General features: G+C 35.4%; 22 protein-coding genes, 2 tRNA genes and 1 pseudogene. 15 read left to right on the top strand and 10 right to left on the bottom strand.

Annotated features, from left to right (window positions below; genetic code table 11):
* The 6 genes and pseudogenes from ACP7AT_RS04020 to ACP7AT_RS03995 all read left to right on the top strand — a co-directional run.
* Positions 1-112, top strand: a pseudogene (locus tag ACP7AT_RS04020) (IS30 family transposase); the annotation flags it as partial.
* Complete coding sequence (locus ACP7AT_RS04015; protein ID WP_426063059.1) at positions 109-1248, top strand: PIN-like domain-containing protein; 1140 nt, start codon at positions 109-111, stop codon at positions 1246-1248. The pseudogene ACP7AT_RS04020 and the gene ACP7AT_RS04015, both read left to right, overlap by 4 nt.
* Before the next feature lie 96 nt (positions 1249-1344).
* Positions 1345-1701 carry a bleomycin resistance protein gene (locus ACP7AT_RS04010; protein ID WP_426063058.1) on the top strand — a complete coding sequence of 119 codons (357 nt, stop codon included), beginning with the start codon at positions 1345-1347 and terminating at the stop codon, positions 1699-1701.
* A 62-nt stretch (positions 1702-1763) separates the two neighbouring features.
* Positions 1764-2924 carry a formate-dependent phosphoribosylglycinamide formyltransferase gene (gene purT / locus ACP7AT_RS04005; RefSeq protein WP_426063057.1) on the top strand — a complete coding sequence of 387 codons (1161 nt, stop codon included), beginning with the start codon at positions 1764-1766 and terminating at the stop codon, positions 2922-2924.
* 158 nt (positions 2925-3082) lie between these two features.
* A complete protein-coding gene (locus ACP7AT_RS04000) occupies positions 3083-3445 on the top strand; it encodes a DUF983 domain-containing protein (RefSeq protein ID WP_426063056.1) in 363 nt (120 codons plus the stop codon).
* Positions 3446-3485: 40 nt separating this feature from the next.
* A complete protein-coding gene (locus ACP7AT_RS03995; RefSeq protein ID WP_426063055.1) occupies positions 3486-3809 on the top strand; it encodes a DUF6370 family protein in 324 nt (107 codons plus the stop codon).
* Positions 3810-3849: 40 nt separating this feature from the next.
* Here ACP7AT_RS03995 and ACP7AT_RS03990 read toward each other — a convergent pair whose 3' ends face one another.
* Positions 3850-5493 carry a hypothetical protein gene (locus ACP7AT_RS03990; protein WP_426063054.1) on the bottom strand — a complete coding sequence of 548 codons (1644 nt, stop codon included), beginning with the start codon at positions 5491-5493 and terminating at the stop codon, positions 3850-3852.
* A 184-nt stretch (positions 5494-5677) separates the two neighbouring features.
* Here ACP7AT_RS03990 and fabD point away from each other — a divergent pair, with 184 nt between their 5' ends.
* Positions 5678-6553, top strand: coding sequence for an ACP S-malonyltransferase (fabD, locus tag ACP7AT_RS03985; protein ID WP_426063053.1), 876 nt, complete (start codon positions 5678-5680; stop codon positions 6551-6553).
* 177 nt (positions 6554-6730) lie between these two features.
* Here fabD and ACP7AT_RS03980 read toward each other — a convergent pair whose 3' ends face one another.
* The 4 genes from ACP7AT_RS03980 to ACP7AT_RS03965 all read right to left on the bottom strand — a co-directional run bounded on the left by ACP7AT_RS03980 (position 6731) and on the right by ACP7AT_RS03965 (position 9493).
* Complete coding sequence (locus ACP7AT_RS03980; protein ID WP_426063052.1) at positions 6731-6973, bottom strand: hypothetical protein; 243 nt, start codon at positions 6971-6973, stop codon at positions 6731-6733.
* Entirely contained in the window at positions 6958-7152 is a 195-nt protein-coding gene (locus ACP7AT_RS03975; protein WP_426063051.1) for a hypothetical protein, read from the bottom strand. Before ACP7AT_RS03975 ends, ACP7AT_RS03980 begins: the two co-directional genes overlap by 16 nt.
* A gap of 115 nt (positions 7153-7267) precedes the next feature.
* Positions 7268-8281: a UDP-glucose 4-epimerase GalE gene (gene galE / locus ACP7AT_RS03970; RefSeq protein WP_426063050.1), complete on the bottom strand. Its 1014-nt coding sequence runs from the start codon at positions 8279-8281 to the stop codon at positions 7268-7270.
* A gap of 81 nt (positions 8282-8362) precedes the next feature.
* Positions 8363-9493, bottom strand: coding sequence for a DegT/DnrJ/EryC1/StrS family aminotransferase (locus ACP7AT_RS03965; RefSeq protein ID WP_426063049.1), 1131 nt, complete (start codon positions 9491-9493; stop codon positions 8363-8365).
* Between the two features lie 230 nt (positions 9494-9723).
* Here ACP7AT_RS03965 and ACP7AT_RS03960 point away from each other — a divergent pair, with 230 nt between their 5' ends.
* From ACP7AT_RS03960 to ACP7AT_RS03945, 4 genes are all read left to right on the top strand, one after another.
* Positions 9724-10959, top strand: a complete 1236-nt coding sequence (locus ACP7AT_RS03960) for a 3-deoxy-D-manno-octulosonic acid transferase (protein ID WP_426063066.1) — start codon at positions 9724-9726, stop codon at positions 10957-10959.
* Positions 10952-11398 carry a GNAT family N-acetyltransferase gene (locus ACP7AT_RS03955; protein WP_426063048.1) on the top strand — a complete coding sequence of 149 codons (447 nt, stop codon included), beginning with the start codon at positions 10952-10954 and terminating at the stop codon, positions 11396-11398. The genes ACP7AT_RS03960 and ACP7AT_RS03955 overlap by 8 nt, the downstream gene beginning before the upstream one ends.
* 23 nt (positions 11399-11421) lie before the next feature.
* Positions 11422-13596 carry a S46 family peptidase gene (locus ACP7AT_RS03950; protein WP_426063047.1) on the top strand — a complete coding sequence of 725 codons (2175 nt, stop codon included), beginning with the start codon at positions 11422-11424 and terminating at the stop codon, positions 13594-13596.
* A gap of 193 nt (positions 13597-13789) precedes the next feature.
* Positions 13790-14023: a PG1828 family lipoprotein gene (locus ACP7AT_RS03945; protein ID WP_091202735.1), complete on the top strand. Its 234-nt coding sequence runs from the start codon at positions 13790-13792 to the stop codon at positions 14021-14023.
* Positions 14024-14182: 159 nt separating this feature from the next.
* Here the strand turns inward: ACP7AT_RS03945 and ACP7AT_RS03940 are convergent, their stop codons facing one another.
* From ACP7AT_RS03940 to mutS, 4 genes are all read right to left on the bottom strand, one after another.
* Positions 14183-14530: a DUF1508 domain-containing protein gene (locus ACP7AT_RS03940; RefSeq protein ID WP_426063046.1), complete on the bottom strand. Its 348-nt coding sequence runs from the start codon at positions 14528-14530 to the stop codon at positions 14183-14185.
* Positions 14531-14698: 168 nt separating this feature from the next.
* Positions 14699-14784: transfer RNA gene (locus tag ACP7AT_RS03935), tRNA-Leu, on the bottom strand.
* A gap of 15 nt (positions 14785-14799) precedes the next feature.
* Positions 14800-14872 (bottom strand) — tRNA-Gly (locus tag ACP7AT_RS03930).
* A 148-nt stretch (positions 14873-15020) separates the two neighbouring features.
* Positions 15021-17657 carry a DNA mismatch repair protein MutS gene (gene mutS, locus ACP7AT_RS03925; protein ID WP_426063045.1) on the bottom strand — a complete coding sequence of 879 codons (2637 nt, stop codon included), beginning with the start codon at positions 17655-17657 and terminating at the stop codon, positions 15021-15023.
* A gap of 160 nt (positions 17658-17817) precedes the next feature.
* Between mutS and ACP7AT_RS03920 the strand changes: the two genes are divergently transcribed.
* From ACP7AT_RS03920 to ACP7AT_RS03910, 3 genes are all read left to right on the top strand, one after another.
* A complete protein-coding gene (locus ACP7AT_RS03920) occupies positions 17818-18267 on the top strand; it encodes a DUF1573 domain-containing protein (protein WP_426063044.1) in 450 nt (149 codons plus the stop codon).
* A gap of 69 nt (positions 18268-18336) precedes the next feature.
* The gene (locus ACP7AT_RS03915; RefSeq protein WP_426063043.1) at positions 18337-18873 is read left to right on the top strand and encodes an RNA methyltransferase; all 537 of its coding nucleotides are present in this window, start codon (positions 18337-18339) and stop codon (positions 18871-18873) included.
* A gap of 39 nt (positions 18874-18912) precedes the next feature.
* The gene (locus tag ACP7AT_RS03910; RefSeq protein WP_426063042.1) at positions 18913-21072 is read left to right on the top strand and encodes a T9SS type B sorting domain-containing protein; all 2160 of its coding nucleotides are present in this window, start codon (positions 18913-18915) and stop codon (positions 21070-21072) included.
* A gap of 18 nt (positions 21073-21090) precedes the next feature.
* Here ACP7AT_RS03910 and folK read toward each other — a convergent pair whose 3' ends face one another.
* Positions 21091-22227 carry a 2-amino-4-hydroxy-6-hydroxymethyldihydropteridine diphosphokinase gene (gene folK, locus ACP7AT_RS03905; RefSeq protein ID WP_426063041.1) on the bottom strand — a complete coding sequence of 379 codons (1137 nt, stop codon included), beginning with the start codon at positions 22225-22227 and terminating at the stop codon, positions 21091-21093.
* A gap of 138 nt (positions 22228-22365) precedes the next feature.
* On the opposite strand from folK, the gene sppA reads away from it, so the two are divergent.
* A complete protein-coding gene (sppA, locus tag ACP7AT_RS03900; protein ID WP_426063040.1) occupies positions 22366-24126 on the top strand; it encodes a signal peptide peptidase SppA in 1761 nt (586 codons plus the stop codon).
* Positions 24127-24289 lie beyond the last annotated feature (163 nt).

Below are 24289 nucleotides of genomic sequence, written 5' to 3'. Positions count from 1 at the left end.
TCCAGAGAGAATTATAGAAATACAAGAGAAATTAAACAATAGACCAAGAAAAAGATTTAATTTTGAAACACCTAATTTTATGTTTAATCAAAAAGTTGCATTTATAACTTGAATCCTGCTGTTTTCAAAAACGAAAATTTTAATAATCGTATTTGGATAGGTTTCCAAGTTATAATGGAATTTCTAAATAATAGATTAACAGTAATTGGAGACCAAAAGAATATGTTTTCCAAAATAAAAATTTTAACTGAAAAATTAATTACTGAAATTGATGATTTAAGTACGACATATAAAACTGAAATTGAAAAACTAAAACTGACCCAAAGACATTCGCTTATTAATCCTGAAGAATATATAACAACTGATAATTTAAAAAAAACAACAGATGTTTACATTGCGTTTTTAAAACATTTAGAGGAACTTGAAAGTAAGCAAAATGATGTTAATGATACAGACGAGATAAAAGAGCTTATCATAAATATCTTCAATAATAAAATTGGTGAATCTTTTGACAAAGATAATTTAGATTTAATTTATAAAGATGGGACAAAAAGGTATGAATCAAAAATTCCGCCTGGATTTATGGATATTAAAAAAGAAGGTTCGTATTTTTTTGAAGACAAGGAATATATTCGAAAATTTGGAGATCTTATTTTGTGGAAAGAGATTATTAAATTGGCAAAAGATAAAAAATTAAAACATGTTGTATTAGTTACTGGTGATGTAAAGGAAGATTGGTGGGAAGAAAAACGAGGAAAAAAAATTGGTGCTAGAAAAGAATTATTAAATGAGATTTATACTCAATGTGCAGAACTAGATGTTTTCCATCTTTACAATACTTCAACATTTCTAAAATTCGCAAAAGAAGAAATTGATAAGACAATAAAGGATTCATCAATTACTGAAACATTAGAATTAATAAATAACAACAGTAAAATAATTGGTAGTATTGAAGATATTTCAATTACAAAAAGAGACTATTTAACGCAGTTGTATATAATAAACGAAAGAATAAAGAGAAGTCATAATATTCTAGAAGATTTAAATAACCAAAAATCAAAAATTAGTAATTATAGAGATGAATTATATGATAGTAGTGACTCTTTAGATGGTATTCGAGAATACACTCATAATCTTGCGATTCCTGAAATGGAATTAGAAGAAGAAATAAATGAAACGCAAGAGAAAATCGCATTAGACATGAAAATTCAACAAAGAATTTTAGAAAAACTAAAAGCAGAAAATTAGAATTACGAATAAAAGATTAGAGTTATATCAGGAGATAACAGCTACATAATAAAAAGTTTCTTAAACTTCACAAAAACTATTCAAACCCAAACCATCATGCTCAACGCCATCAACCCAAAGTTACCCATGCGCAACAAAACGATTACACGGAATTTCTATATCAACCAATTAGGTTTTCACGAATGGGGCAATGCCGACTTTGACGGGTATTTGATGGTGCAAAAAGACAATATTGAAATTCATTTTTTTGAGTTTGCTACCCTTGATTCTGTTGAAAATTACTCAGGAGTTTACATTCGGGTGCAGGATATTGAAACAGTATATAAAAACTTCTTGAACAATGGCGTTGCCATTCATCCCAATGGCCCTTTGGAAATCAAACCTTGGGGACAAAAGGAATTTTCGATATTGGATCCAGATCACAATCTGCTGACTTTCGGGCAAAGTTTGTAGCAAATGGGCAGTCATAAAAAAGCAATTTAGTATTTTTACACTCCAATTAAGACAATAGAATAATGAAAATACTACTTCTTGGCTCAGGCGAACTCGGAAAAGAATTTACAATCGCTGCACAGCGCATCGGGCAAATTGTAATTGCGGTTGACAGTTACAAAAATGCTCCTGCTATGCAAGTTGCCCATGATTTTGAAGTCATCAATATGCTCGACGGAGATGCTCTAGACCGAATCGTCGCCAAACACAAACCTGATATTATTGTTCCAGAAATAGAAGCTATTAGAACTGAACGTTTTTATGACTACGAAAAGCAAGGCATCACGGTAGTTCCTTCGGCGAAAGCGGCAAACTTCACGATGAACCGTAAAGCGATTCGGGATTTGGCATCTAAAGAATTAGGATTAAAAACCGCAAATTACCGCTACGCCACTACTGCCGCGGAATTACAAAAAGGCGTCGAAGCCGTTGGAATGCCATGCGTCGTAAAACCATTAATGTCTTCGTCCGGAAAAGGACAATCCACTATAAAAACCGAAGCCGATATCGAAAAAGCATGGAAGTATGCCGTTGAAGGTTCCCGTGGAGATGTTGTAGAAGTGATTGTAGAAGCGTTTGTCAAATTTAATTCGGAAATCACTTTATTAACCGTAGTTCAGAACGATAATCCAACATTATTTTGTGCGCCAATTGGCCATAGACAAGAACGAGGCGATTATCAGGAAAGCTGGCAACCCGCCAGAATTTCCGATAAGGATTTATACGAAGCGCAAGACATGGCCGAAAAAGTAACCGAAGCTTTGGGCGGCGCAGGACTTTTTGGAGTCGAATTTTTCTTGGCTGATGACGGCGTTTATTTCTCGGAATTATCGCCGCGTCCGCATGATACCGGAATGGTAACTTTAGCCGGAACACAAAACTTCAATGAATTTGAATTGCATTTACGCGCTATTTTAAGTTTGCCTATTTTCGAAATTACATTAGAAAAAGCGGGAGCCAGTGCAGTCATTTTAGCTTCGGAAAACTCCACAAATCCAACGTACTCCGGTATCGAAAAAATTGCGGCTTTACCTAGAACCGACTTCAGAATCTTTGGCAAACCAACTTCAAGACCGTACCGTAGAATGGCAGTGGCTTTAGTGAGTGATACCGTAGAAACTCCAATTGAAGAAATAGTAGAAAAAGCAAAAAATGCAGCAAGGTTGATTACCGTGCATTCGTAATTACATATAATAAACTTCCACTACTCTAAAGAAAACAAGATGAAAAAAATCCGCTAAATCAGTGTCATCAGCGTTCCCTTTTTCATCTTGTAAGTTATCGCCTAGCCATTCGAAAGTTCTTCTTTAACCTTTAAATACCTTTGAAAAAAATAATGACGATGTCAAATTCTATTGTACACATCCTGAATAATGATTGTCCTCATTGCCTTAAAGGCAAAGTTTTCAATGAAAAAAGTATATTTTTTAATTTTGGATTTCCAAAAATGAACAAATATTGTTCTCATTATAATTATAAATTCGAAAAGGAACCAGGCTACTTTTTTGGAGCTATGTATGTAAATTATGGTTTAACAGTAGCCCAAGGAATTGCTACATATGTTATTGCCCAATTTTTCTTTACCGAAACTTTCGATTTAAGAATTATTCCAATTATTGCTGTTGTGATTATCGCAATGGCTTCTATCAATCTTCGCCTTTCCAGATTATTGTGGATTTACATGTTTAAAAATTATTCGATGTAAAAAAACCAGTATCTTAGCTAAAGTAAAAATTTAATCATTTATGAAAAAGATACTATACTTAGCTATTTTATTCTCTGCAACACTTGTAAGTGCTCAGGATAAAGATAAAAAAGAAGAGCCAAAACCCCAAATCGTTGAAGCTTCTTGCGGGCAATGCCAGTTTGGGATGGAAGGACACGGATGTGAATTAGCCGTTCGCATTGATGGAAAATCCTATTTTGTTGACGGAAGTTCTATTGATTCCCATGGCGATGCGCATTCCAGTGATGGTTTTTGTGCTGCTATTAGAAAAGCGGAAGTTGTGGGTAAAGTGGTTGACAATAAATTCAAAGTCACCTCTTTTAAATTACTGCCAAAAAAATAAAAAAAAGGGCTTAGAGAAAATTCTTTAAGCCCTTTTTTAGTTATTTCAATTTCATGGTTGCTTTCAGATTGATATTCTCAAAACTCGAAATATCAATAACTTCTTCCAAATCTACATCAAAAGAAATATTTACACTATCGCCTACAATTGTTACCGGCAATTGATTGGATATTTGTGAAGAACCCACAAATATATTAGGATAATCTTTGACTTTAAAATAATAAAAACTATTCCCGTTTTTTACATCATTCTGGATTCGGGTTACAATTGATTTCAGCGATTTTTTATTGGACAAACTATTCGGGTTTATTTTATTATCCGCCATATTATAGACGTTTTTAAACGAGGTCAAGGTTTCTCGCATCGTATTGCCTACGCCAACAATTGTATAATCTGAAATGGCAACCATCGCAAACATTTTCACCAATCCACCGTTATCCTTAAGCGTCATCACATACGTAGGAATGTTGTTGATATTATAAGGAATAGGCAAAGATGCTTTATATCCTTTTTCCTGAACTTTCCCTTGTGCCGAACTTTGAGCCGCATATTCCGTCGCGCCACTTTGTTTATAAAAAGTAGTTTCCTTCGTTCTGGTGTCCACCAAAACAAAACCTACTGCAGATTCTTCTTTCCCAACTGAAGTCAATCCTGTGTACCAATAAGATTTATTGTCTTTTCCATATACCAATGTCATTCCCTCTGTAATTTGCAGTTTATCCTGATTAGAAAAATTCCAATAGCCGTGAACATATTCACCCCAATCATTCAACTGATTTTCTATAAAATCCAAAGGCTGAATTCGATCCACCCATTTTGGCGTTTTAGCAATTGAATATTCGCTTATTGCTCCAGATTGTGCATCAACCACTACAACACCTATTGCGTCTTTTCCTGAAAAGCCAATTTTTTTTGCATATTTTGTAACAATCCAAAACGGATTTCCAGCATCATCAATCTCAAAAGTAAAATCAGCCAGGCCAACTGTAGCATTTCCATTAAAATAAACGTGTCTGTGAATATCACTTTGAAAGTAAGCGCCTTGCTGGTATTTAATCTTAATATTCTTCCCTCCTACGCTCTGAACTAATTTCACATCACGTTCATTTGTTGCAGAAACCATAACATATCCCGCAGTTCCCTCTTGGTTGTTAAACCATTTCAAAAAACCCGAATGCAATAATGGAGCAACCCAGTACAGGTTATTATTTACTTTTTGTATACAAAAATCACCTAATTCTACTTGGCTTCCCAAAGCTGGTTGGGAACCTAAAATTTTCTCTCCCAAAAGATGGGCTAGTTCCTCATCGACCACACGGATTTTATCAATAGAAATTGGAGCAATGTGGTTGGTTATTTTTTGGCCGTTTTTAACCTCGCCTATTAATTTTTGATACGAATCGCTTCTAAACATTTTTAAGCTGGTCACAAAAGGTAGCGCAATACAATAAACTAAAAGCACTCCTACCAAAACAAACAAAATTTTGCTGGGCTTGGAAACAATCTTGACTTGCTTTGTTTGCTGAGAAATAGTAAAACCTGCAGAAAATAAGATCCCTATTACCAACAACAGCAATAAAATAAAAGCAAAACCAGTAAATCCATAATTGATCACGGGAAGATTGTTATACAACAAGAAAAAACCAAAAAAGAGCAGGAAAATAATTGAGAATATTTTTTTCATAATATTTAAATCTTTGATATGTTTGATATTAGTCTTTAATATTTCTAAATGTTACACTAATAAAAGTGTCAATTTTAAAGAAAACAACAACCCTATTTACAATACCGCAAAAAATAGTATTTTTGCATTCCGATTGAAATTTATTTTTCAGTCTTTAATTTTTTTCAATCTTTAAAATAAACACATGAAAGCATACGTATTTCCAGGTCAAGGCGCGCAATTCACAGGAATGGGTAAAGACTTATATGAAAATTCCGCTCTCGCAAAAGAATTATTCGAAAAAGCCAATGCAATTTTAGGTTTTCGCATCACAGACATCATGTTTGAAGGAACAGCCGAGGAATTAAAAGAAACTAAAGTGACACAACCGGCCGTTTTCCTGCATTCGGTGATTTTAGCAAAAACGTTAGGGGAGGATTTCAAACCAGAAATGGTAGCGGGACATTCATTAGGTGAATTCTCAGCTTTAGTAGCAAATGGTGCTTTATCTTTTGAAGACGGCTTGAAACTGGTTTCACAACGCGCTTTGGCAATGCAAAAAGCCTGCGAAATAAAACCCTCAACAATGGCAGCCGTTTTAGGATTGGCTGACAATATCGTTGAAGAAGTTTGTGCTTCCATTGACGGAATTGTAGTAGCTGCAAATTATAACTGCCCGGGACAATTAGTAATTTCAGGAGAAACATCAGCAGTAGAAAAAGCGTGTGAAGCGATGAAAGCCGCTGGTGCAAAACGTGCATTATTGTTGCCTGTTGGCGGTGCTTTTCACTCTCCAATGATGGAACCGGCTCGCGAAGAACTGGCCGCTGCTATAGAAGCAACGACGTTCTCAACTCCTATTTGTCCAGTGTACCAAAATGTAACAGCAAGTGCAGTTTCTGACCCAAGCGAAATCAAGAAAAATTTAATTATTCAATTGACTGCTCCCGTAAAATGGACACAATCTGTGCAACAAATGATATTAGACGGAGCAACTTTATTTACCGAAGTAGGTCCTGGAAAAGTATTAGCCGGATTGATTGGAAAAATAGATAAAGAAGCGGTTACCGCGAATGCTTAATTAAACTAGTCAGCGGTCAATTTTTAATGATCAGTAGTGATTGTAAATAAAATCCTCATAAACTTATGTTTGTGAGGATTTTTACTTTAAAAATCATAGTTCGCTTGCCTCTTCACAATAATTATTGACAATTCCAGTAATTAAGAATATTGTATCTTGTCTTTCAAAGAAAATGTATCAAGTTGTTCGGTTATTGGCTTTATAAAAAATGTAATGTGAACCTAAATAACGGAGCTTTTGTAGAGTTGGTTTATGCGTACTTAATCGTGATTTTTCTGGAACTGAATTATAAATTTTCGGAACATATTCTTCTGCCGTTTCTATAAACCCAAAGTATACTTTTTTGTACAAAAGACGAATTAAATCATCCAAAAAATCAATTACGTTTGGCGTGAAAATAACTTTTATTTTCCCCACCATCCTCTAATTCTTCTAATAGATTCTGCTTTAGCTTCTTCCGGAGTATACCCTTTTTTTACTTCTTCATCAAAATCAAAAGTAGCTCTATCAATCCCTTTAAACTTGATATTCGAAGTTTCATAATCCACAGAAGGCTCTTCGATTTTAGTTGCTCTAGACTTCTTTTTTTCAGTATTCATGATTGATTCATTTATCAAACGAATTTACCAACAAATTACTTAAACGAAAAAATTCCAAATTATCAACACGATAATTTGGAATTCTATTTTTAAACTGAACACTAAAACCTGAATACTAACTTCTGATTTTCTGTTCCCATTTCCACGCACTTGCCATCGCTTCTTCTAGCGTAGATTGTGCTTTCCATCCCAAAATATCGTTCGCTTTATCGGTATTGGCGTAAGCCGAAGTTATATCACCTTCTCTGCGACCTACAATTTTGTAGGGCAATTTTTTACCGCTCACTTTTTCGAAAGTATGAATGACTTCTAAAACCGAGCTACCCGTCCCGGTTCCCAGATTAAACGTTTCTACTTTGGCTGTATTTTTTTTATTCAATAAACGTTGCAAAGCGATTACATGGGCTTTCGCCAAATCGACTACGTGAATATAATCGCGTACCGCTGTACCATCAGGAGTTGGATAATCATCTCCATAAACCGAAAGTTCTTTTCGCAATCCAAAACCGGTTTGCGTAATAAACGGCACTAAATTTTGAGGAACTCCAATAGGTAATTCTCCAATTTCAGTTGAAGGATGCGCCCCAATTGGATTAAAATAACGCAACAAAATGGCATTAATATTAGTCACCTTGGTCGTATCAGTAATGATTTCCTCTCCTATTTGCTTTGTGTTTCCATAAGGTGACATCGCGGTTTGAATTGAAGCATTTTCAGTAATTGGCATACTTTCGGCCTGACCATAAACCGTGCAAGACGAACTGAAAATGAAATTTGCTTCCGGTTTTTGCTGTAATTCCTGCAAAACATAAACTAATGCATTTATATTATTTTCATAATACAATAACGGATTTTCAACACTTTCGCCCACTGCTTTTGAAGCTGCAAAATGAATGACACCTGAAATATCATGATGCCTTTTAAAAAAATCCTGCACTTTTTCTTTCTCGCGCAAATCTAATTTTTCAAAAGCCGGGACTTTTCCCGTAATATTCTGAATTCCGTCCAAAACACTTAAGGAAGTATTTGATAAATTATCGACAACAATAACTTCATATCCTTCGTTTTGCAATTCTACCACGGTATGCGATCCTATGAAACCCAAACCACCTGTGACTAATATTTTCATGATTTCTTATTTTGTACAGACGCGATTTAGTGCGTCTTACCGATTATAAAAAAGACCCGCTAAATCGCGTTTCTATTAAAATTATCCTAAATATTCTAGAACCGAATCTGTAATAAACTTAATTTGCTCGTCATCTAATTCGGTGTGCATCGGCAACGAAAGCACTTCCGTTACTAATTGATTGGTTACCGGAAAATTTTCTTCTTTGTAACGGGAATCCGCGTATGCTTTTTGCGAATGCAAAGGAATTGGGTAATAAATAGCACAAGGAATTCCTTTGTCCAATAAATGTTGCATCAACCCATTTCTATCTGCATCAATGATTCGCAATGTATATTGATGAAAAACGTGACAGTCACAAATGGAACAAATACTTGGTGCAACTATATTTTTATGACCTTCAAAAGCAATTGAATATTTTCTGGCTGCATCTTGTCTGGCTTTACTATACTCGTCTAATAAAGGCAATTTTGCATTCAAAACTGCTGCCTGAATACTGTCTAAACGCGAATTTACGCCTACTACATCATGGTGGTATCGCTCATACATTCCGTGATTTACAATTCCACGAAGTTTGTGTGCCAAAGCATCATCATTGGTAAAAATCGCTCCACCGTCTCCATAACATCCAAGATTTTTAGAAGGAAAAAATGAAGTCGCTCCAACGTGTCCGATTGTTCCCGCTTTCTTTTTAGTGCCATCCGAAAATTTACAGTTGGCACCAATCGCTTGCGCATTATCTTCTATAACATATAAGTTGTATTCTTTGGCAATTGCCATTATAGCTTCCATATTGGCGGCACGACCAAACAAATGTACCGGCACAATCGCTTTTGTTTTTGGCGTAATCGCTTTTTTAATTCCTTCAATGGAAATATTCATATTGAACATATCCACATCAACTAAAACGGGTGTCAATTGTAGTAAAGCAATAACTTCCACTGTTGCAGCAAAAGTAAAATCAGCAGTTATTACCTCATCCCCGGGTTTTAAATCCAGTCCCATCATGGCAATTTGCAACGCATCGGTTCCGTTGGCGCACGGAATTACATGTTTTACGTCCAAATATTCTTCTAATGATTTTTGAAATTGATGAACTTGAGGTCCGTTAATATAAGTGTTAGTGTCTAAAACTTCCTGAATAGAAACGTTAACGCTGTCTTTTATTTTTTCATATTGACTTTTCAAGTCAACCATTTGGATTTTTTTCATTGCAATTTTTGTTTAATGTTCGAAAGATTACCGTTTCTAAAAACCGTAAATACTTTCTCAAAACGAAGAACAAAAATAGTTATTTATGAGTTGAAACCAATGCAACACACAGTAAAAAAAGATAATATTCCAATGATATAAAATAGGGAGATCCTGACAACTAAAATTTAAATATTGCTGCGGAAGAAATTCATATAAAGAAAACGTATTTTAGCCCCAAAATTTTTATGATGCTTTTTCTCTATAATTTAATGGTTCTATTTGCTGGATTTTTATTAGAAATCATAGCGTTTTTCAGTCCAAAAATGAAACTTTTTGTGGAAGGCAGGAAAGTAGTTTTTCTTGTTTTGGAACAAAAAATAAAACCTATTGACAAAACAATCTGGTTTCATGCCGCTTCCTTGGGCGAATACGAGCAAGGCTTACCCGTCATTGAAAAGGTAAAAGAGCAGTTCCCTGCGCACAAAATCGTGATGACTTTTTTCTCTCCTTCGGGTTATGAAGTCCGTAAAAACAATACCGTTGCTGATGTTACGGTGTATTTGCCACTAGATAGTAAGAAAAATGCAAAACAATTTTTGAAACTTGTAAATCCTGATTTAGTGTTTTTCATCAAATATGAATACTGGCCTAACTATTTAGCAGAACTCAAAAAATTAAACATCAAAACCTATTTGGTTTCTGGAATTCTTAGAAAGAACCAACTGTTTTTCAAATGGTATGGCGGTTTTTACCGAGAGGCGCTGGATGCGTTCACATACTTTTTTGTTCAAAATGAAACTTCAAAAAAATTACTGCAGCAGTTAGGCAAAACAAACGTTGCTGTTTCTGGTGACACACGATTTGATCGCGTGTCCACAATTTTAGAAAAAGACAATTCGTTGGATTTTATCTCTGATTTTAAAGACAACACACTCACTATTGTCGTGGGAAGTTCGTGGCCAAAAGATGAAAATTTAATAGTGAATTTTATCAATTCGAATACTTTCAATGTCAAATTTATTATTGCGCCACATAATATAAAGGACGAACAAATTCAACAATTAAAAAACAGCATCACCAAAAAAACTGTTTTATTCTCTGGAAAAGAAGGACAGAATCTCGCTGATTTCGATGTTTTTATCATTGACACGATTGGTATTTTGACAAAAATCTACAGTTGTGCGGATATTGCTTATGTGGGTGGTGGTTTTGGAAATCCCGGAGTTCACAATGTATTGGAGCCGGCAACTTTTGGAGTTCCAATCATTATTGGACCCCACTATTCCCATTTTGCAGAAGCAATCGCGCTGGTCAATATGGATGCCTGTGTTGCGGTTGCCAATCAAAAAGAATTGGATGAAGCCCTTGAAAACCTGATACGCAATGCTGACATCCGAAATGAAAAAGGACACATGTGCAGTACTTTTGTACAAATGAATAAAGGCGCCACTGCCATCATTTTAAAAAACATTCTGCATGATTGAATTTAAACCTCTGGCTGCTCCTGATATCGAAACCATCGTCTTAATGATGCAGGAATTCTATACCATTGATGATTATCCCATTTCCGTCGAAGTTTCCAAAGCTTTGTTTCAAGAATTTATTTCCAATGAAAATCTGGGAAAAGCTTGGCTGATTATATCCGACAACGAAATTGTGGGATATCTAATTCTAACCTTTATTTTTAGTTTTGAATACCAAGGAAGAATAGGTTTTTTAGATGAATTGTATATAATCGAAAAAGCGAGAGGAAAAGGAATTGGCAGCGAAGCTATTGCGTTTATTAAAACCGAAAGTCACAAACTATCATTAAAACTGATTTATCTGGAAGTGGAACCGCACAATGAAAATGCACAAAAATTGTATCTTGTCAATGGTTTTGACTCACACAAAAGGCAATTGATGCAGTACAAAATCAACTAAAATTACACTCTAAATTTGCTACCATGAAATTTTTAAAATTATTCCTATTACTATTTGTCATTCAGCTACAAGCCCAGCAAGGCGGCATGTGGATTCCTTCGCTGCTGAAAGGAATGAATGAAACCGAAATGAAAAATCTGGGCATGAAAATGTCCGTAAAAGACATTTATGACGTAAATCAGTCGAGTATGAAAGATGCGGTTCCACATTTTAACGGGGGCTGTACGTCAGAAGTTATTTCCCCAAAAGGACTTATCCTGACCAATCATCATTGCGGGTTTTCACAAATTCAATCGCATTCCACTGTAGACCATGATTATCTGACCGATGGTTTTTGGGCTTACAAAATGGAAAATGAACTGCCAAACGAAGGTTTGACTGTTACTTTTATGGTAAAAATTGAAGATGTAACCACTTTGGTTTTGGCAGGAACTGCTTCCATGAGCAACGAAGCCGAAAAACAAAAGAAAATTCAAGAAAATATTACAGCATTATCCAGCTCTTTGCCAAAGGAAAGTTGGCAGGAAAACAAAATTCGCACCTTTTACGAAGGCAATCAATACATGCTATTTGTGACGGAAACTTTTACTGATGTGCGTTTAGTTGGTGCTCCGCCTTCCTCTATCGGGAAATTTGGTTCTGATACTGATAATTGGGTTTGGCCGCGTCATACCGGAGATTTTTCTTTGTTTAGAATTTATGCTGACAAAAACAATCGCCCAGCTGCCTATTCAAAAGACAATGTGCCTTATACTCCCAAACATTTCTTGCCTATTTCACTGGATGGCGTAGCGGAAGATGATTTTACATTGGTTTTTGGATATCCGGGAAAAACAAGCGAATATTTACCTTCGGTTGCGATTGAACAAATTGTAAACGAACTGAATCCTGCAAAAATCGAAATCAGGGACAAAGCCTTGAAAGTTGCCGATGGTTTTATGCGAAAAGACAATGCCATTAAAATTCAGTACGCTTCAAAATACGCGAGTATTGCCAATTATTGGAAAAAATGGATTGGCGAAACTCAAGGATTAAAAAAATCAAATGCTGTTGCCGTAAAAAGAGAAACTGAAAAGGCTTTTCAGCAAAAAATAGTAAAAGCGGGCAAAGAAAAAGAATATGGAACGCTGTTGGCGGATTTTGACAAATACTACGCAGAAATCGCTCCTTACGCAGTATCAAAAGAATATTTCACGGAAGTGGTATTGCGTAATACCGAATTGCTCAGTACAGGTTACAAGTTGTATCAATTGGAACAAGTTTTTAAAGCAAAAGGAGAACGATCCTTTACAGACCGAAAAAACAATTTAATAACCGCATTGGCTGATTTTTATAAAAATTTCAATGGAACTGTAGATGAAAAAGTTTTTGAGCAATTGATTGAATTGTATGCGACAAAATCCCCAAAACAATTTTTACCACAAAGTTTAACAAAAGTGAATGCTAAAAATTTGGCTTCGGAAATTTATACAAAATCCAAACTTCAAAATTATGCTGGTCTAAAACAATTGCTGTCTGGTGATACCCAAACTGTTTTAACGAATTTAAATAATGATCCCGGTTTCCTGCTTGTAAAAGAATTAGCCGATAAATATTCGAAAGAAGTTGCACCAAAATACGACGAAATCAACTTAACTATAACTGCGTTGCAACGCACGTATATGAAAGCCCAATTAGAATTGAATACTGAAAGCCGCATTTTTCCTGATGCCAACAGTACTTTACGAGTAACTTACGGAAAAGTAAAAGGATATGAACCAAAAGATGCTACCGTTTATACTCCAATAACGTATTTAGACGGCGTTATGGAAAAATATATCCCTGGGGATTATGAATTTGATGTTCCTAAAAAATTAGTGGACTTATACAAGACTAAAGATTATGGACCGTATGGAGTAAATGGCAAAATGCCTGTTTGCTTTATTGGAACAAATCACACCACTGGCGGTAATTCAGGAAGCCCAGCAATTGACGCTCAAGGAAACTTAGTCGGACTTAATTTTGACAGGGTTTGGGAAGGAACAATGAGTGACCTTTACTATGATCCAAGTATTTGTAGGAATATAATGGTCGATGTACGCTATATCTTGTTTATTATGGATAAATATGCCGGGGCAACAAACTTAATCAGCGAATTAAAATTAGTACACCCAAAGAAAAGTAAATCCCTGAAAAAGAAAAACTTAAAACAAAAATAGTCAAAAAAGAGGCGTACGAGAACGATATTATTCATTTATTGATTATTTGTTCTAACTGGCACAATAATTGAGCTTTGTATCAGCGTTGACAAAAAATATTATTTTTTAAAAAAAAAATAAAAAAATATTTTACATATTAAAAAATTTATATCTTTGCCACGAATTAATAATTAACCTTTTATATTAAATTAAGATGAAAAAAGTATTTTTAAGTTTAGCTGCTGTTGCTGTATTGACTGTTGTATCATGTAAAAAAGCTGACGCTCCTGCTGAGGATTCTGCAACTGCTGTTGATTCTGCTGCTATGGTAGTTGATTCTGCTGCTATGGTAGTTGATTCTGCTGCTCAAGTTGTTGATTCTGCTGCTGCTGCTGCTACTGACGCTGCTGCTGTTGCAACTGATGCTGCTGCTGAAGTAAAAAAATAATTAGAACTCAAATTCTAAAAATTTTAAAGCCATCCGCTATGCGAGATGGCTTTTTTAATTTGTAAATCCTCCTCTTTCGAGAAACAGATTTTCAAAAACAAAAAGAGAGTCTCAGCAACTAGCCGAGACTCTCTTTTTTTATGTCTTTATTTAAAAGATTCAATCGATAAAGACAAAATCATTAGCTGAAAAGTCTAATGTTTCGGATAGTGATCCAAAGCGTACAATTTCATCAATTCCCTTTTGCAAACGCAATGAAGTAGTATATTTTCTGCTCGTTGCAAAATGATTGCCTCCTAACATCAATTTAAAGTAAAACTTCCCACTGGAAGACTTGAACTTTAAAAAGTTAGCCGATTCAATATCTGCTTTAAACCTTTCAATGTCTTCTTCACATTCAAATTTCAGTTCATAACTTAAGCTTGTAAAAACAACCTTTCCCTTTCTGGAAGTAAAAACAAACTTATATTCGTCATTATATCTTTTACTAATTACAAACGCACCCATAACTTATTTTGAAATAAATTGTAACATTAAAACTAATCACACAATAACGATTTTAACCCTGCATCAAAAAACAATACAACTTTAAGTGATTATATGAGTGTCGTAAAATTTTAAGTGGATTTATTATAAAATAAAAAAAGCTTCAAACAAAGTTTGAAGCTTTTTTAGTACTCAGAGCGGGACTTGAACCCGCACGAACATTGCTGTTCACTGGATTTTAAGTCCAGCGTGTCTACCAATTTCACCATCCGAGCAATATGAGGTGTTAGAGCGAAAAACGGGGCTCGAACCCGCGACCTCGACCTTGGCAAGGTCGCGCTCTACCAACTGAGCTATTTTCGCATTTTCAATTTTTAGAACGGACCGCGATACTTGTTCTGTATTGCGGATGCAAATCTAGGACATTTATTGAATTATACAAGCCTTTTTTACAAAAAAATCGCAGATTAAAGTTAATGTTCTGATAACCTCAACTTTAAAACAAAATAAACTATTTTCTGGTCAACATTCTTTTAATCTCATTCAATTTCATCAAAGCTTCCATAGGTGTAATGGTATTGATATCCAGATTTAAGATCTCTTCTTTGATTTCCTCCAATAAAGGATCATCAAGATTAAAGAAACTCATTTGCATTTGCTCCGCCTGTTCGCCTTTCAGGCTCGAGCCATCCTTTGCAGCTTTAATTCCGTTCAGCGCATCACTGGAATGGCTCTTTTCTAATTTTTTCAAAAGCTTTTGCGCTTTCAAAATGACGATTTGAGGCATTCCAGCCATTTTTGCCACATGTATTCCAAAACTATGGGCACTTCCTCCTTTTACCAATTTTCGAATAAAAAGCACCGTATCTTTCAATTCTTTGACAGCCACATTATAATTCTGAATTCTTGGTAGCGATTCACTCATTTCATTCAGCTCATGATAATGCGTTGCGAATAATGTTTTGGGTTTTGAAGGATGTTCATGTAAGAATTCCGCAATGGCCCAAGCGATTGAAATTCCGTCGTACGTACTCGTTCCTCTACCAATTTCGTCTAACAGCACCAAACTCCTATCGGAAATATTGTTCAAGATCGAGGCCGTTTCATTCATTTCAACCATAAAAGTAGATTCTCCCATCGAAATATTATCACTGGCTCCCACTCTGGTAAATATTTTATCGACAATTCCCATTCTCACGCTATCAGCAGGAACAAAACTTCCCATTTGACACAAGAGCACAATTAATGCGGTTTGACGCAAAATAGCTGACTTTCCAGACATATTCGGACCCGTAATCATAATCAATTGCTGCGTTTCACGATCCAAGAACACATCATTGGCAATATAAGGCATGCCAACCGGCAATTGTTTTTCGATAACAGGATGCCTTCCGTTTTTGATTTCCAATTCGAATGTTTCGTCGAGTTCTGGACAAACATATTTATTTTCGATCGCCAATTGGGTAAAAGAACACAAACAATCCAACTGGGCTATCAGATTAGCGTTCATTTGAACGGGTTTAATATACGTTGCAATCCAATTGACTAATTGTTCGAATAACTCTACTTCTATTTTATGAATTTTCTCTTCGGCACCCAGGATTTTAGTTTCGTATTCTTTTAATTCCTCAGTGATATAGCGTTCTGCATTGACTAAGGTTTGTTTTCGAATCCATTCAGTCGGCACTTTATCCTTGTGCATATTCCTAACTTCAATGTAATATCCAAAAACATTATTAAAGGAAATTTTCAAAGAGGATATTCCCGTTAGTTGTGATTCTCGTTTCTCAATTCCTTCCAAGAATTCCTTCCCGGAAGTAGATATCGCTCGTAAATCATCTAATTCGGCATTGATTCCCTTGGCAATCGCATTTCCTTTGGCTATAGCCACAGGCGCATCTTGATTTAAAACCGTTTTTATTTTCTCCCGAAGCAATTCACAACTGTGCAAACTGTCTCCAATAACTTTTACTGCTTCTTGCGGACTTTCTAATGCCAGAGTTTTTATCGGAATAATCGCATCTAACGATTCTTTTAGATAAACCACTTCGCGAGGCGATACTTTTCCAGCTGCAATTTTCGAAATTAAACGTTCTAAGTCAGAAATTTGCTTGATTTGATTTTGAATGTTTTTCAGAACGCTTTGGTTCTCTTTTAAATATGAAACCACTTGGTGCCGACTCTGAATTTTTTGACTGTCTTTTAATGGTAACGCGAGCCAACGTTTCAGCAAACGACCACCCATTGGCGAAAGCGTTTTATCAATAACATCCAGCAGCGTAACCGCGTTTGGATTGTAACTGTGATATAACTCCAGGTTGCGAATGGTAAAACGGTCCATCCAAACGTAAGCATCTTCTGCAATACGCTGAATCGCTGTGATATGTTGAACTTTATTGTGTTGTGTTTCCGACAAATAATACAAAATGGCTCCCGAGGCAATAATTCCTTCTTTCAATTCTTCGATTCCAAAGCCTTTCAACGAAATCGTCTGAAAATGCTTAGTTAAGGTTTCGAATGCGTAATCTTCTTTATAAATCCAATCCTCCAGATAAAAACTGTGATAATCGTCTCCGAAAATTTCCCGGAAATCACTCTTATTATTTTTTGGAATCAGAACTTCACTGGGATTAAAATTCTGCAACAACTTATCAATATATTCGGCGTTCCCTTGCGCCGTTAAAAATTCTCCGGTGGAAACATCCAGAAAGGAAATTCCTATAGATTTATTGGCAAAATAAATGGAAGCCAAGAAATTATTAGTTTTCGACTGCAAAACCTCATCGTTCATGGAAACCCCTGGAGTTACCAGTTCTGTAACACCACGTTTTACGATGGTTTTAGTCATTTTTGGATCTTCAAGCTGATCACAAATTGCCACACGAAGACCTGCTTTGACTAATTTGGGCAAATACGTATTCAACGAGTGATGCGGAAAACCGGCAAGGGCAGTTTCTGTCTCAGAACCCGCTCCACGCTTGGTTAATACAATTCCTAATATTTTAGAAGCACGTACAGCATCTTCTCCAAATGTCTCATAAAAATCGCCCACACGAAACAAAAGACAAGCATCAGGATACTTCCTTTTAATCTCATTGTATTGTTTCATTAACGGTGTCTCCTTAACTATTTTATCTTTAGATGCCAATGGTTTACTGTTTGAAAAATTAAAAATATTGGGCGAATTTATCGATTTTTAAATAAATATGTTACCACTTCAAAAAATTAAACTATTTTTTTAAGAAAAAATTAAGGCGTAGATTCTAATTTTTATATAGATTTGTAAATCTTTTTAAAATTAAACACACATGAAAAAAATAATTGCTCTAGCCATGCTAGTTGTTTTAGGAGTTACTACTTCTAATGCGCAGGAAACATCAAAAAAATTAAAAGCAACAAATACTAAAGCCGCCACTGCTAAAGTAAATGGTGCTGGAATGGTTTTCGTTACAGAAACTATTGACTACGGTAATGTTGCATACAACTCTGACGGTCGTCGTGAATTTGTGTTTACTAACAACGGTAACAAGCCATTGATCATAACTAATGCTCAAGGTTCTTGTGGTTGTACTGTACCAACGTATCCAAAAGAGCCAATTGCTCCAGGTGCAAAAGGTGTTATTGGAGTAAAATATGACACGTCAAGAGCGGGTCAGGCATTTACAAAAACAGTTACCTTGACAACTAATGCAGTTGTACCAAGTAAAACACTTACAATAAAAGGAAATGTTTTAGCTGCTGACGCATCGAAAAGCTAAATTATAATTAAATACACAAAAAAGCTTCCATTAACTTCGGAAGCTTTTTTTTTGAATAATTTACAAAGTATGAGAAAGCTTGAAAACAGCGAACTGGAACGAAAATCCATTGAAGCTTTTAAAAAATCTGAAAAAACACCACTTATTTTGGTATTAGATGATATTAGAAGTTTACATAATATTGGCTCTGTTTTTAGAACTGCCGATGCGTTTCTAATTGAAAAAATATATTTGTGTGGAATTACAGCCACACCTCCCAACAAGGAAATTCATAAAACAGCACTTGGCGCAACAGAAACAGTGACTTGGGAACATCAGGAAAATGTTCTTGAAGTTATCGAAAAATTAAAAGCGGAAGATATAATGACTCTGGCCATAGAACAAGTAGAAAGTGCCGTTTTTCTTCAAAATTTTGAAGTTGTAAAAGGAGAGAAATATGCTTTAGTTTTTGGAAACGAAGTTTATGGTGTTTCTCAGGAAGCAGTTGCATTGTGTGATGGATGTATCGAAATTCCACAATTAGGCACCAAACATTCTTTAAATATTTCCGTAAGTGCAGGAATTGTGGTTTGGGATTTATTTCAAAAAATGAATTGGCCGAAATAAAAGATTTTAAAAAAAATAGGGACCGCAATACTGTATCGTATGAGAAATAGTACTTTCTTGATAATAACAATAGCTTTTTTATTATTTGCACCAATGGCTACTTATTCTGCCATTCCCTTTTGTGACTGTGATAAAAACTGCTTTATCACTCCACAAGAAATATTAAAATCATCTATTACAGCTAATGCTCCAAGAATCACCGCCACCGGCAATCAAAATTACTGCCCACAAACTGCACTAAAAATAGTGACAGACGTAAATATAACTGGTGCAAATGCCACTGACACCGGAACTGAAGAAATCTACATTCAAATTTCATCAGGTTATATTAATGGGCAAGACGAACTTAGATTAAACAATCTTGCACTCCACCCCAATATTGCCTCAGAATGGGCTCCTCTTGAAGGAAAACTAAAATTATCCAATATAATTCCGGGAACTAAAGTACTATATACTGACTTTGTAAAAGCCATCAAAGATGTTGCTTTCAGTAATTCTTCGGCTACTCCATCTGGCACCAGAAACTTTTCAATCACTCTTGGACAAGCTAACTACTTACCCAGAAATGGTCATTATTATCAATATATTTCAAATCTAGGAATTAATTGGAATTCGGCAAAAGCAGCAGCTGAAACGAGTGTGTATTTTGGACTTCAAGGATATTTAGCAACAATCACGGCCGCTGATGAAGCACAATTAGCAGGAAAACAAGCTCCTGGTGCGGGATGGATTGGTGGTAGCGATACAGAAACAGAAGGTGTTTGGAAATGGGTAACGGGACCAGCAGTTGACAGAGTGACGTTTTGGAATGGAGCCATCAATGGATCAAGTCCTACTTTTTCTTTTTGGAATATTGGAGAACCAAACAATAGCAACGGTGTAGAACACTATGCTCACATAACTGCACCAGGTGCTGGAACACCGGGATCTTGGAATGATTTACAATTAAATGGCGATGCAAACGGAAATTATCAACCCAAAGGATATATTGTGGAATACGGCGGTATGCCGAATGACCCAACTCTTGAAATCTCAGCGAGCACCATTATAACAATTCCTCAAATAATATCAACAACTCCTGCGTCAAGATGTAACTCAGGGATTGTTACACTTCAAGCATCTGCCTTTGGCGGAACCGTAAATTGGTATGACGCGGCAAGCGGTGGGAACTTTTTATACACTGGCAACACGTACAATACCCCTTTTTTAAACACAACAAAAACCTATTATGTTGATGCCGGCTGCCCCACAAACAGAACTGCAGTTACAGCCACCATAAACAAAATTCCTACCATAACATCAACCAATGCGACAGTTTCAAGATGTGGAGCAGGAGCTGTAACACTTCAATCAACCACTGATACCGGAAATATAAACTGGTATTCAAGTTTAACCGGCGGTGCAATTCTAGGAACTGGAACAAGTTTAGATGTTCCAAATAGTACTCAAAACACAACCTATTACGCAGAAGCCGTAAATGACGGATGTACTAATGGGAATCGAGTTGCTGTTGACATTATAATTTACGATTCTCCGGCAGTTACTGACCAAGAATTAATACTTTGTAAATCTGGCAGCTTAACTCTTGATGCAGTAATCCCTAACATGACTTATTCATGGTCCACCGGTGAAACCACAAAGACAATTCAGGTTACAACTCCCAATACTTATAATGTAAAAATAACAAATAGTGCCAACTGTAGCAGTACCAAAAAAATCACTGTAGTTGAACATGATACTCCGGAGATCGACAGAATCGACGTCAACGAAACTACGGTTGTAATTTATTTAAAAAATACAAAAGACTATTTTGAATTTTCTGTCGACGGAATCAATTATCAAAGTTCGAATGTGTTTTTTAATGTAACGAGCGGTTTGCAAACCGCGTATGCAAGAGAAATAAATTTATGCGGAATTGATAGTGCAGTATTTACTATACTGATAGCTCCAAAGTTTTTTACGCCAAACAACGATTCATACAATGATGTATGGGAAATAAAAGGGTTGATAAATTATCCTGAGGCAGAAGTAACCATTTTTAATCGGTATGGTAACTTAATCACGAAATTAAACGCAGCTAAACCCTCTTGGGACGGAACTTTTAATAAGAAACTATTACCCGCTTCGGATTATTGGTATGTATTAAAAATTGATGCGGGAAGTCCTGAAAAAAGAGGTCATTTTTCCCTCAAAAGATAATTTATAAAACTTCAAATTCTAAAACTTAATCTTCTTTTGAATTTCATCTAAAATATAAAGATAATCTTCTTGATTTTTTACAAAATCCCTATCAGAAACATCAATAATCAGAACATTCAAATCGGTTTGTGATTTAATATAATCCAAATAACCGCTATTGATTTTGTCCAAATATTCGGCTGGAATTTTTTGTTCGTAGCTTCTGCCGCGTTTCTTAATATTTTGTAGCAACCTTTCTGAATTTTGATACAAATAAATATACAAATCTGGTTTTGGCATTTCTCTATAAATAATATCAAACAAGTTGCGGTACAAACGATATTCGTCTTCGGCCAAAGTTATTTTGGCAAAAATCAACGACTTAAAAATATGGTAATCGGCAACCAGAAAGTCTTTGAACAAATCAAATTGCGCCAAATCATCTGATAATTGCTGGTATCGGTCAGCCAAAAATGACATTTCAAGTGGAAACGCATATCGATTTTGATCTTTGTAAAATTTGGGTAAAAATGGATTGTCGGCAAAACGTTCCAATACTGTTTTTGCATTAAAATCCTCGGAAATTTTTGTAGCCAACGTTGTTTTTCCCGCACCAATATTCCCTTCAAAAGCAACATAATTAAATTGCTCCAACGGAATACTCTGCAATGGATTTACCAAATTCTGAACAATTGTACAAATACTTTCATCCGGCGACAACACCAATAATTCCGGAATATTTTTTTGAAGAATGGGATGTTTCCAATCTAAATTTAAATCCTGAATTGGTAGCAAAACAAAATTCCTATTTTGCATTAACGGATGCGGAATTTGGAGTTTTTCGGAAGCAATAATTTCTGAATCGAAAGCAATTAAATCAATGTCAATCGTACGCGATTGGTATTCATGATTTTTATTTCGCAAGCGACCCAAACGCTTTTCGATTTTTAAAACTTGAGCCAGAATTTTATGTTCTGACGTAAATGTGTGTAAAACCAGCGCACAATTATAAAAAGCATCACTTTCAAAACCCCAAGCCGGAGACTCATATAATCTGGAAACTTTGATTACAGTGCCAATTTCTTGATGTATCAATTTTAAACAACGCTCGATGTTTTCCAAACGATTGCCTTGATTGCTTCCTATCGATAAAATGACCTGATGTTGTGATTTCATAATTGGGTGCAAATTAACTAAAAGAATTTTAGAATTAGCAATATATTTGCATCCTGTGTTGATAATTAAACTTAGAAATTCTAACTAATTGTTTGTAACATTTCTGCGTTTTTTGCGACATATTAAAAAAATATAATTATGAAATTTTTAGGGAATGTATTAGCGACACTTGTAGGTATTTTTGTTTTTTTCATGTTATTCTTTTTTGGAGTCATCCTCATAGGAGCTATATTTGGAGGTGAATCTGAAGGTGTAACGGTAAAAAGCAATTCGGTTATCGAATTGGATTTGGAAGACATAAGAAATGATTACGCCGGAAAATATAAAGATCCGTGGATGACTATCTTTTCAGAAAACAAAAAAGTAGGTCTGTCAGACATTATTAATGCCATTGAAGAAGCCAAAACGGACAATGACATAAGAGGTATTTCTATATTAAACAATGCTTCGTCATTAGGAATGGCGCAAAGCAAAGCTTTAAGAGATGCGTTGGAGAGCTTTAAAAAATCTGGGAAATTCGTTATGGCTTATGCCAATTCGTATTCTCAGAAAGAATATTACCTAAATTCCGTTGCCAATCCAATATATATAAATCCCGTTGGAGAAATGGATTTCAAGGGATTGTCCTCTGAAATTATGTTTTTTAAAGACTTTCAGGAAAAATCAGGATTGAAAATGGAAGTAATACGTCATGGAAAATACAAAAGTGCCGTTGAGCCATTTTTAGAAAACAAAATGAGCGATGCCAACAGAGAACAAACTACCGCCTTGTTAAATTCAGTTTGGAGTTCCATCACCGCTGACATTTCCAAAAGCAGAAATATATCTGTGGCCAAATTGAATCAAATTGCAAACGGACTTCTTGCCCGAACTCCAGAAATGGCAAAATCCCAAAAATTAGTTGACATCATTGCTTATGAAGACGTGTATCATAAAGCGATAAAAAAAGCGCTTAAAGTAGGCAATGACGAAGATTACAATAAAGTATCTGTTGTAGATTATGCTCAAAAAGTAGCTACTACATCGCAAAATTTCGATAGTAAAGACGAAATTGCCATTATTTATGCTCAAGGAGAAATTCTGGGAGGCGAAGGTGATGTAAACGTTATTGGAGAAGGTTCTATGCGACGCTCGTTGCAAGAAGCCAGAAAAAACAAAGATATAAAAGCGATTGTACTTCGCATTGACAGTCCGGGTGGAAGCGCTTTGACCTCTGATTTGATTTGGAGAGAAATTGAACTGACTAAAAAAGTAAAACCCGTAGTAGTTTCTATGGGGAATTATGCGGCTTCGGGCGGATACTACATCGCTTGTAATGCCAACACTATTTTTGCCGAAGAAAATACAATAACAGGTTCTATTGGTGTTTTTGGAATATTACCAAACTTTACACCATTGGCTACTAAAATAGGAATCTACACGGAACAAGTTAAAACACATGAAAATTCCGCTAATTACAGTCCATTTGTGCCAATCGATGAGAAATTTAAAGCCGTTACATTAGAAGGTGTGGAGCACATTTACAAAACTTTTGTGACACATGTAGCTCAAGGTCGAAAAATGACATTTGCTCAAGTTGATGCTATTGCTCAAGGCAGAGTTTGGACTGGTGCAGAAGCATTAAAAATTGGACTTGTAGATAAAATTGGAGGTTTAGATGATGCGATTGCAAAAGCAGCTTCTTTGGCAAAAGTAAAAAGTTACAACACTCAAAATTATCCAGAATATGAAAAGAATTTTGATGATCTGTTAGCTAATCTTCCTTTTGCAAAATCGAAAGCTGATTTCATAAAAGAAGAAATTGGGGAAGAAAATTATCGTCTTATGCAGGAAATAAAAAAACTGCAAGCACGAAAAGGAATCCAAGCCATCATGCCGTTTGAAATTAATATCAATTAATTTTTAAAAATACCTGATGAAAATCCGTTTAAATGATCATTTGAACGGATTTTTTTTTAAATCAAGAATGCACATTAAAAGCATACATAACGCTACTAGTGCAATGAATACTTTTTTCTTAATCATAAACCATTATTTCTATCGAGAGCGGGCATCATTTTTG

The organism is Flavobacterium sp. DSP2-3-1 (assembly GCF_049896865.1).
Taxonomy (GTDB): Bacteria; Bacteroidota; Bacteroidia; order Flavobacteriales; family Flavobacteriaceae; genus Flavobacterium.
Note: the sequence above shows the minus strand (reverse complement) of the source record. Positions and strands in the feature narration are given on the sequence as shown.

Excerpts from the sequence above, each read along its gene's own strand:
- ACP7AT_RS03940 (WP_426063046.1), bottom strand. The coding sequence starts at position 14,530 with ATGGGTGCGTTTGTAATTAGTAAAAGATATAATGACGAATATAAGTTT.
- ACP7AT_RS03955 (WP_426063048.1), top strand. The coding sequence starts at position 10,952 with ATGATTGAATTTAAACCTCTGGCTGCTCCTGATATCGAAACCATCGTC.
- ACP7AT_RS03975 (WP_426063051.1), bottom strand. The coding sequence starts at position 7,152 with ATGAATACTGAAAAAAAGAAGTCTAGAGCAACTAAAATCGAAGAGCCT.
- ACP7AT_RS03945 (WP_091202735.1), top strand. The coding sequence starts at position 13,790 with ATGAAAAAAGTATTTTTAAGTTTAGCTGCTGTTGCTGTATTGACTGTT.
- sppA (WP_426063040.1), top strand. The coding sequence starts at position 22,366 with ATGAAATTTTTAGGGAATGTATTAGCGACACTTGTAGGTATTTTTGTT.
- ACP7AT_RS03920 (WP_426063044.1), top strand. The coding sequence starts at position 17,818 with ATGAAAAAAATAATTGCTCTAGCCATGCTAGTTGTTTTAGGAGTTACT.
- ACP7AT_RS03965 (WP_426063049.1), bottom strand. The coding sequence starts at position 9,493 with ATGAAAAAAATCCAAATGGTTGACTTGAAAAGTCAATATGAAAAAATA.
- purT (WP_426063057.1), top strand. The coding sequence starts at position 1,764 with ATGAAAATACTACTTCTTGGCTCAGGCGAACTCGGAAAAGAATTTACA.
- ACP7AT_RS04000 (WP_426063056.1), top strand. The coding sequence starts at position 3,083 with ATGTCAAATTCTATTGTACACATCCTGAATAATGATTGTCCTCATTGC.
- galE (WP_426063050.1), bottom strand. The coding sequence starts at position 8,281 with ATGAAAATATTAGTCACAGGTGGTTTGGGTTTCATAGGATCGCATACC.
- ACP7AT_RS03910 (WP_426063042.1), top strand. The coding sequence starts at position 18,913 with ATGAGAAATAGTACTTTCTTGATAATAACAATAGCTTTTTTATTATTT.
- folK (WP_426063041.1), bottom strand. The coding sequence starts at position 22,227 with ATGAAATCACAACATCAGGTCATTTTATCGATAGGAAGCAATCAAGGC.
- ACP7AT_RS03995 (WP_426063055.1), top strand. The coding sequence starts at position 3,486 with ATGAAAAAGATACTATACTTAGCTATTTTATTCTCTGCAACACTTGTA.
- ACP7AT_RS04010 (WP_426063058.1), top strand. The coding sequence starts at position 1,345 with ATGCTCAACGCCATCAACCCAAAGTTACCCATGCGCAACAAAACGATT.
- ACP7AT_RS03950 (WP_426063047.1), top strand. The coding sequence starts at position 11,422 with ATGAAATTTTTAAAATTATTCCTATTACTATTTGTCATTCAGCTACAA.
- fabD (WP_426063053.1), top strand. The coding sequence starts at position 5,678 with ATGAAAGCATACGTATTTCCAGGTCAAGGCGCGCAATTCACAGGAATG.
- ACP7AT_RS03915 (WP_426063043.1), top strand. The coding sequence starts at position 18,337 with ATGAGAAAGCTTGAAAACAGCGAACTGGAACGAAAATCCATTGAAGCT.
- ACP7AT_RS03960 (WP_426063066.1), top strand. The coding sequence starts at position 9,724 with ATGCTTTTTCTCTATAATTTAATGGTTCTATTTGCTGGATTTTTATTA.
- ACP7AT_RS03990 (WP_426063054.1), bottom strand. The coding sequence starts at position 5,493 with ATGAAAAAAATATTCTCAATTATTTTCCTGCTCTTTTTTGGTTTTTTC.
- ACP7AT_RS03980 (WP_426063052.1), bottom strand. The coding sequence starts at position 6,973 with ATGGTGGGGAAAATAAAAGTTATTTTCACGCCAAACGTAATTGATTTT.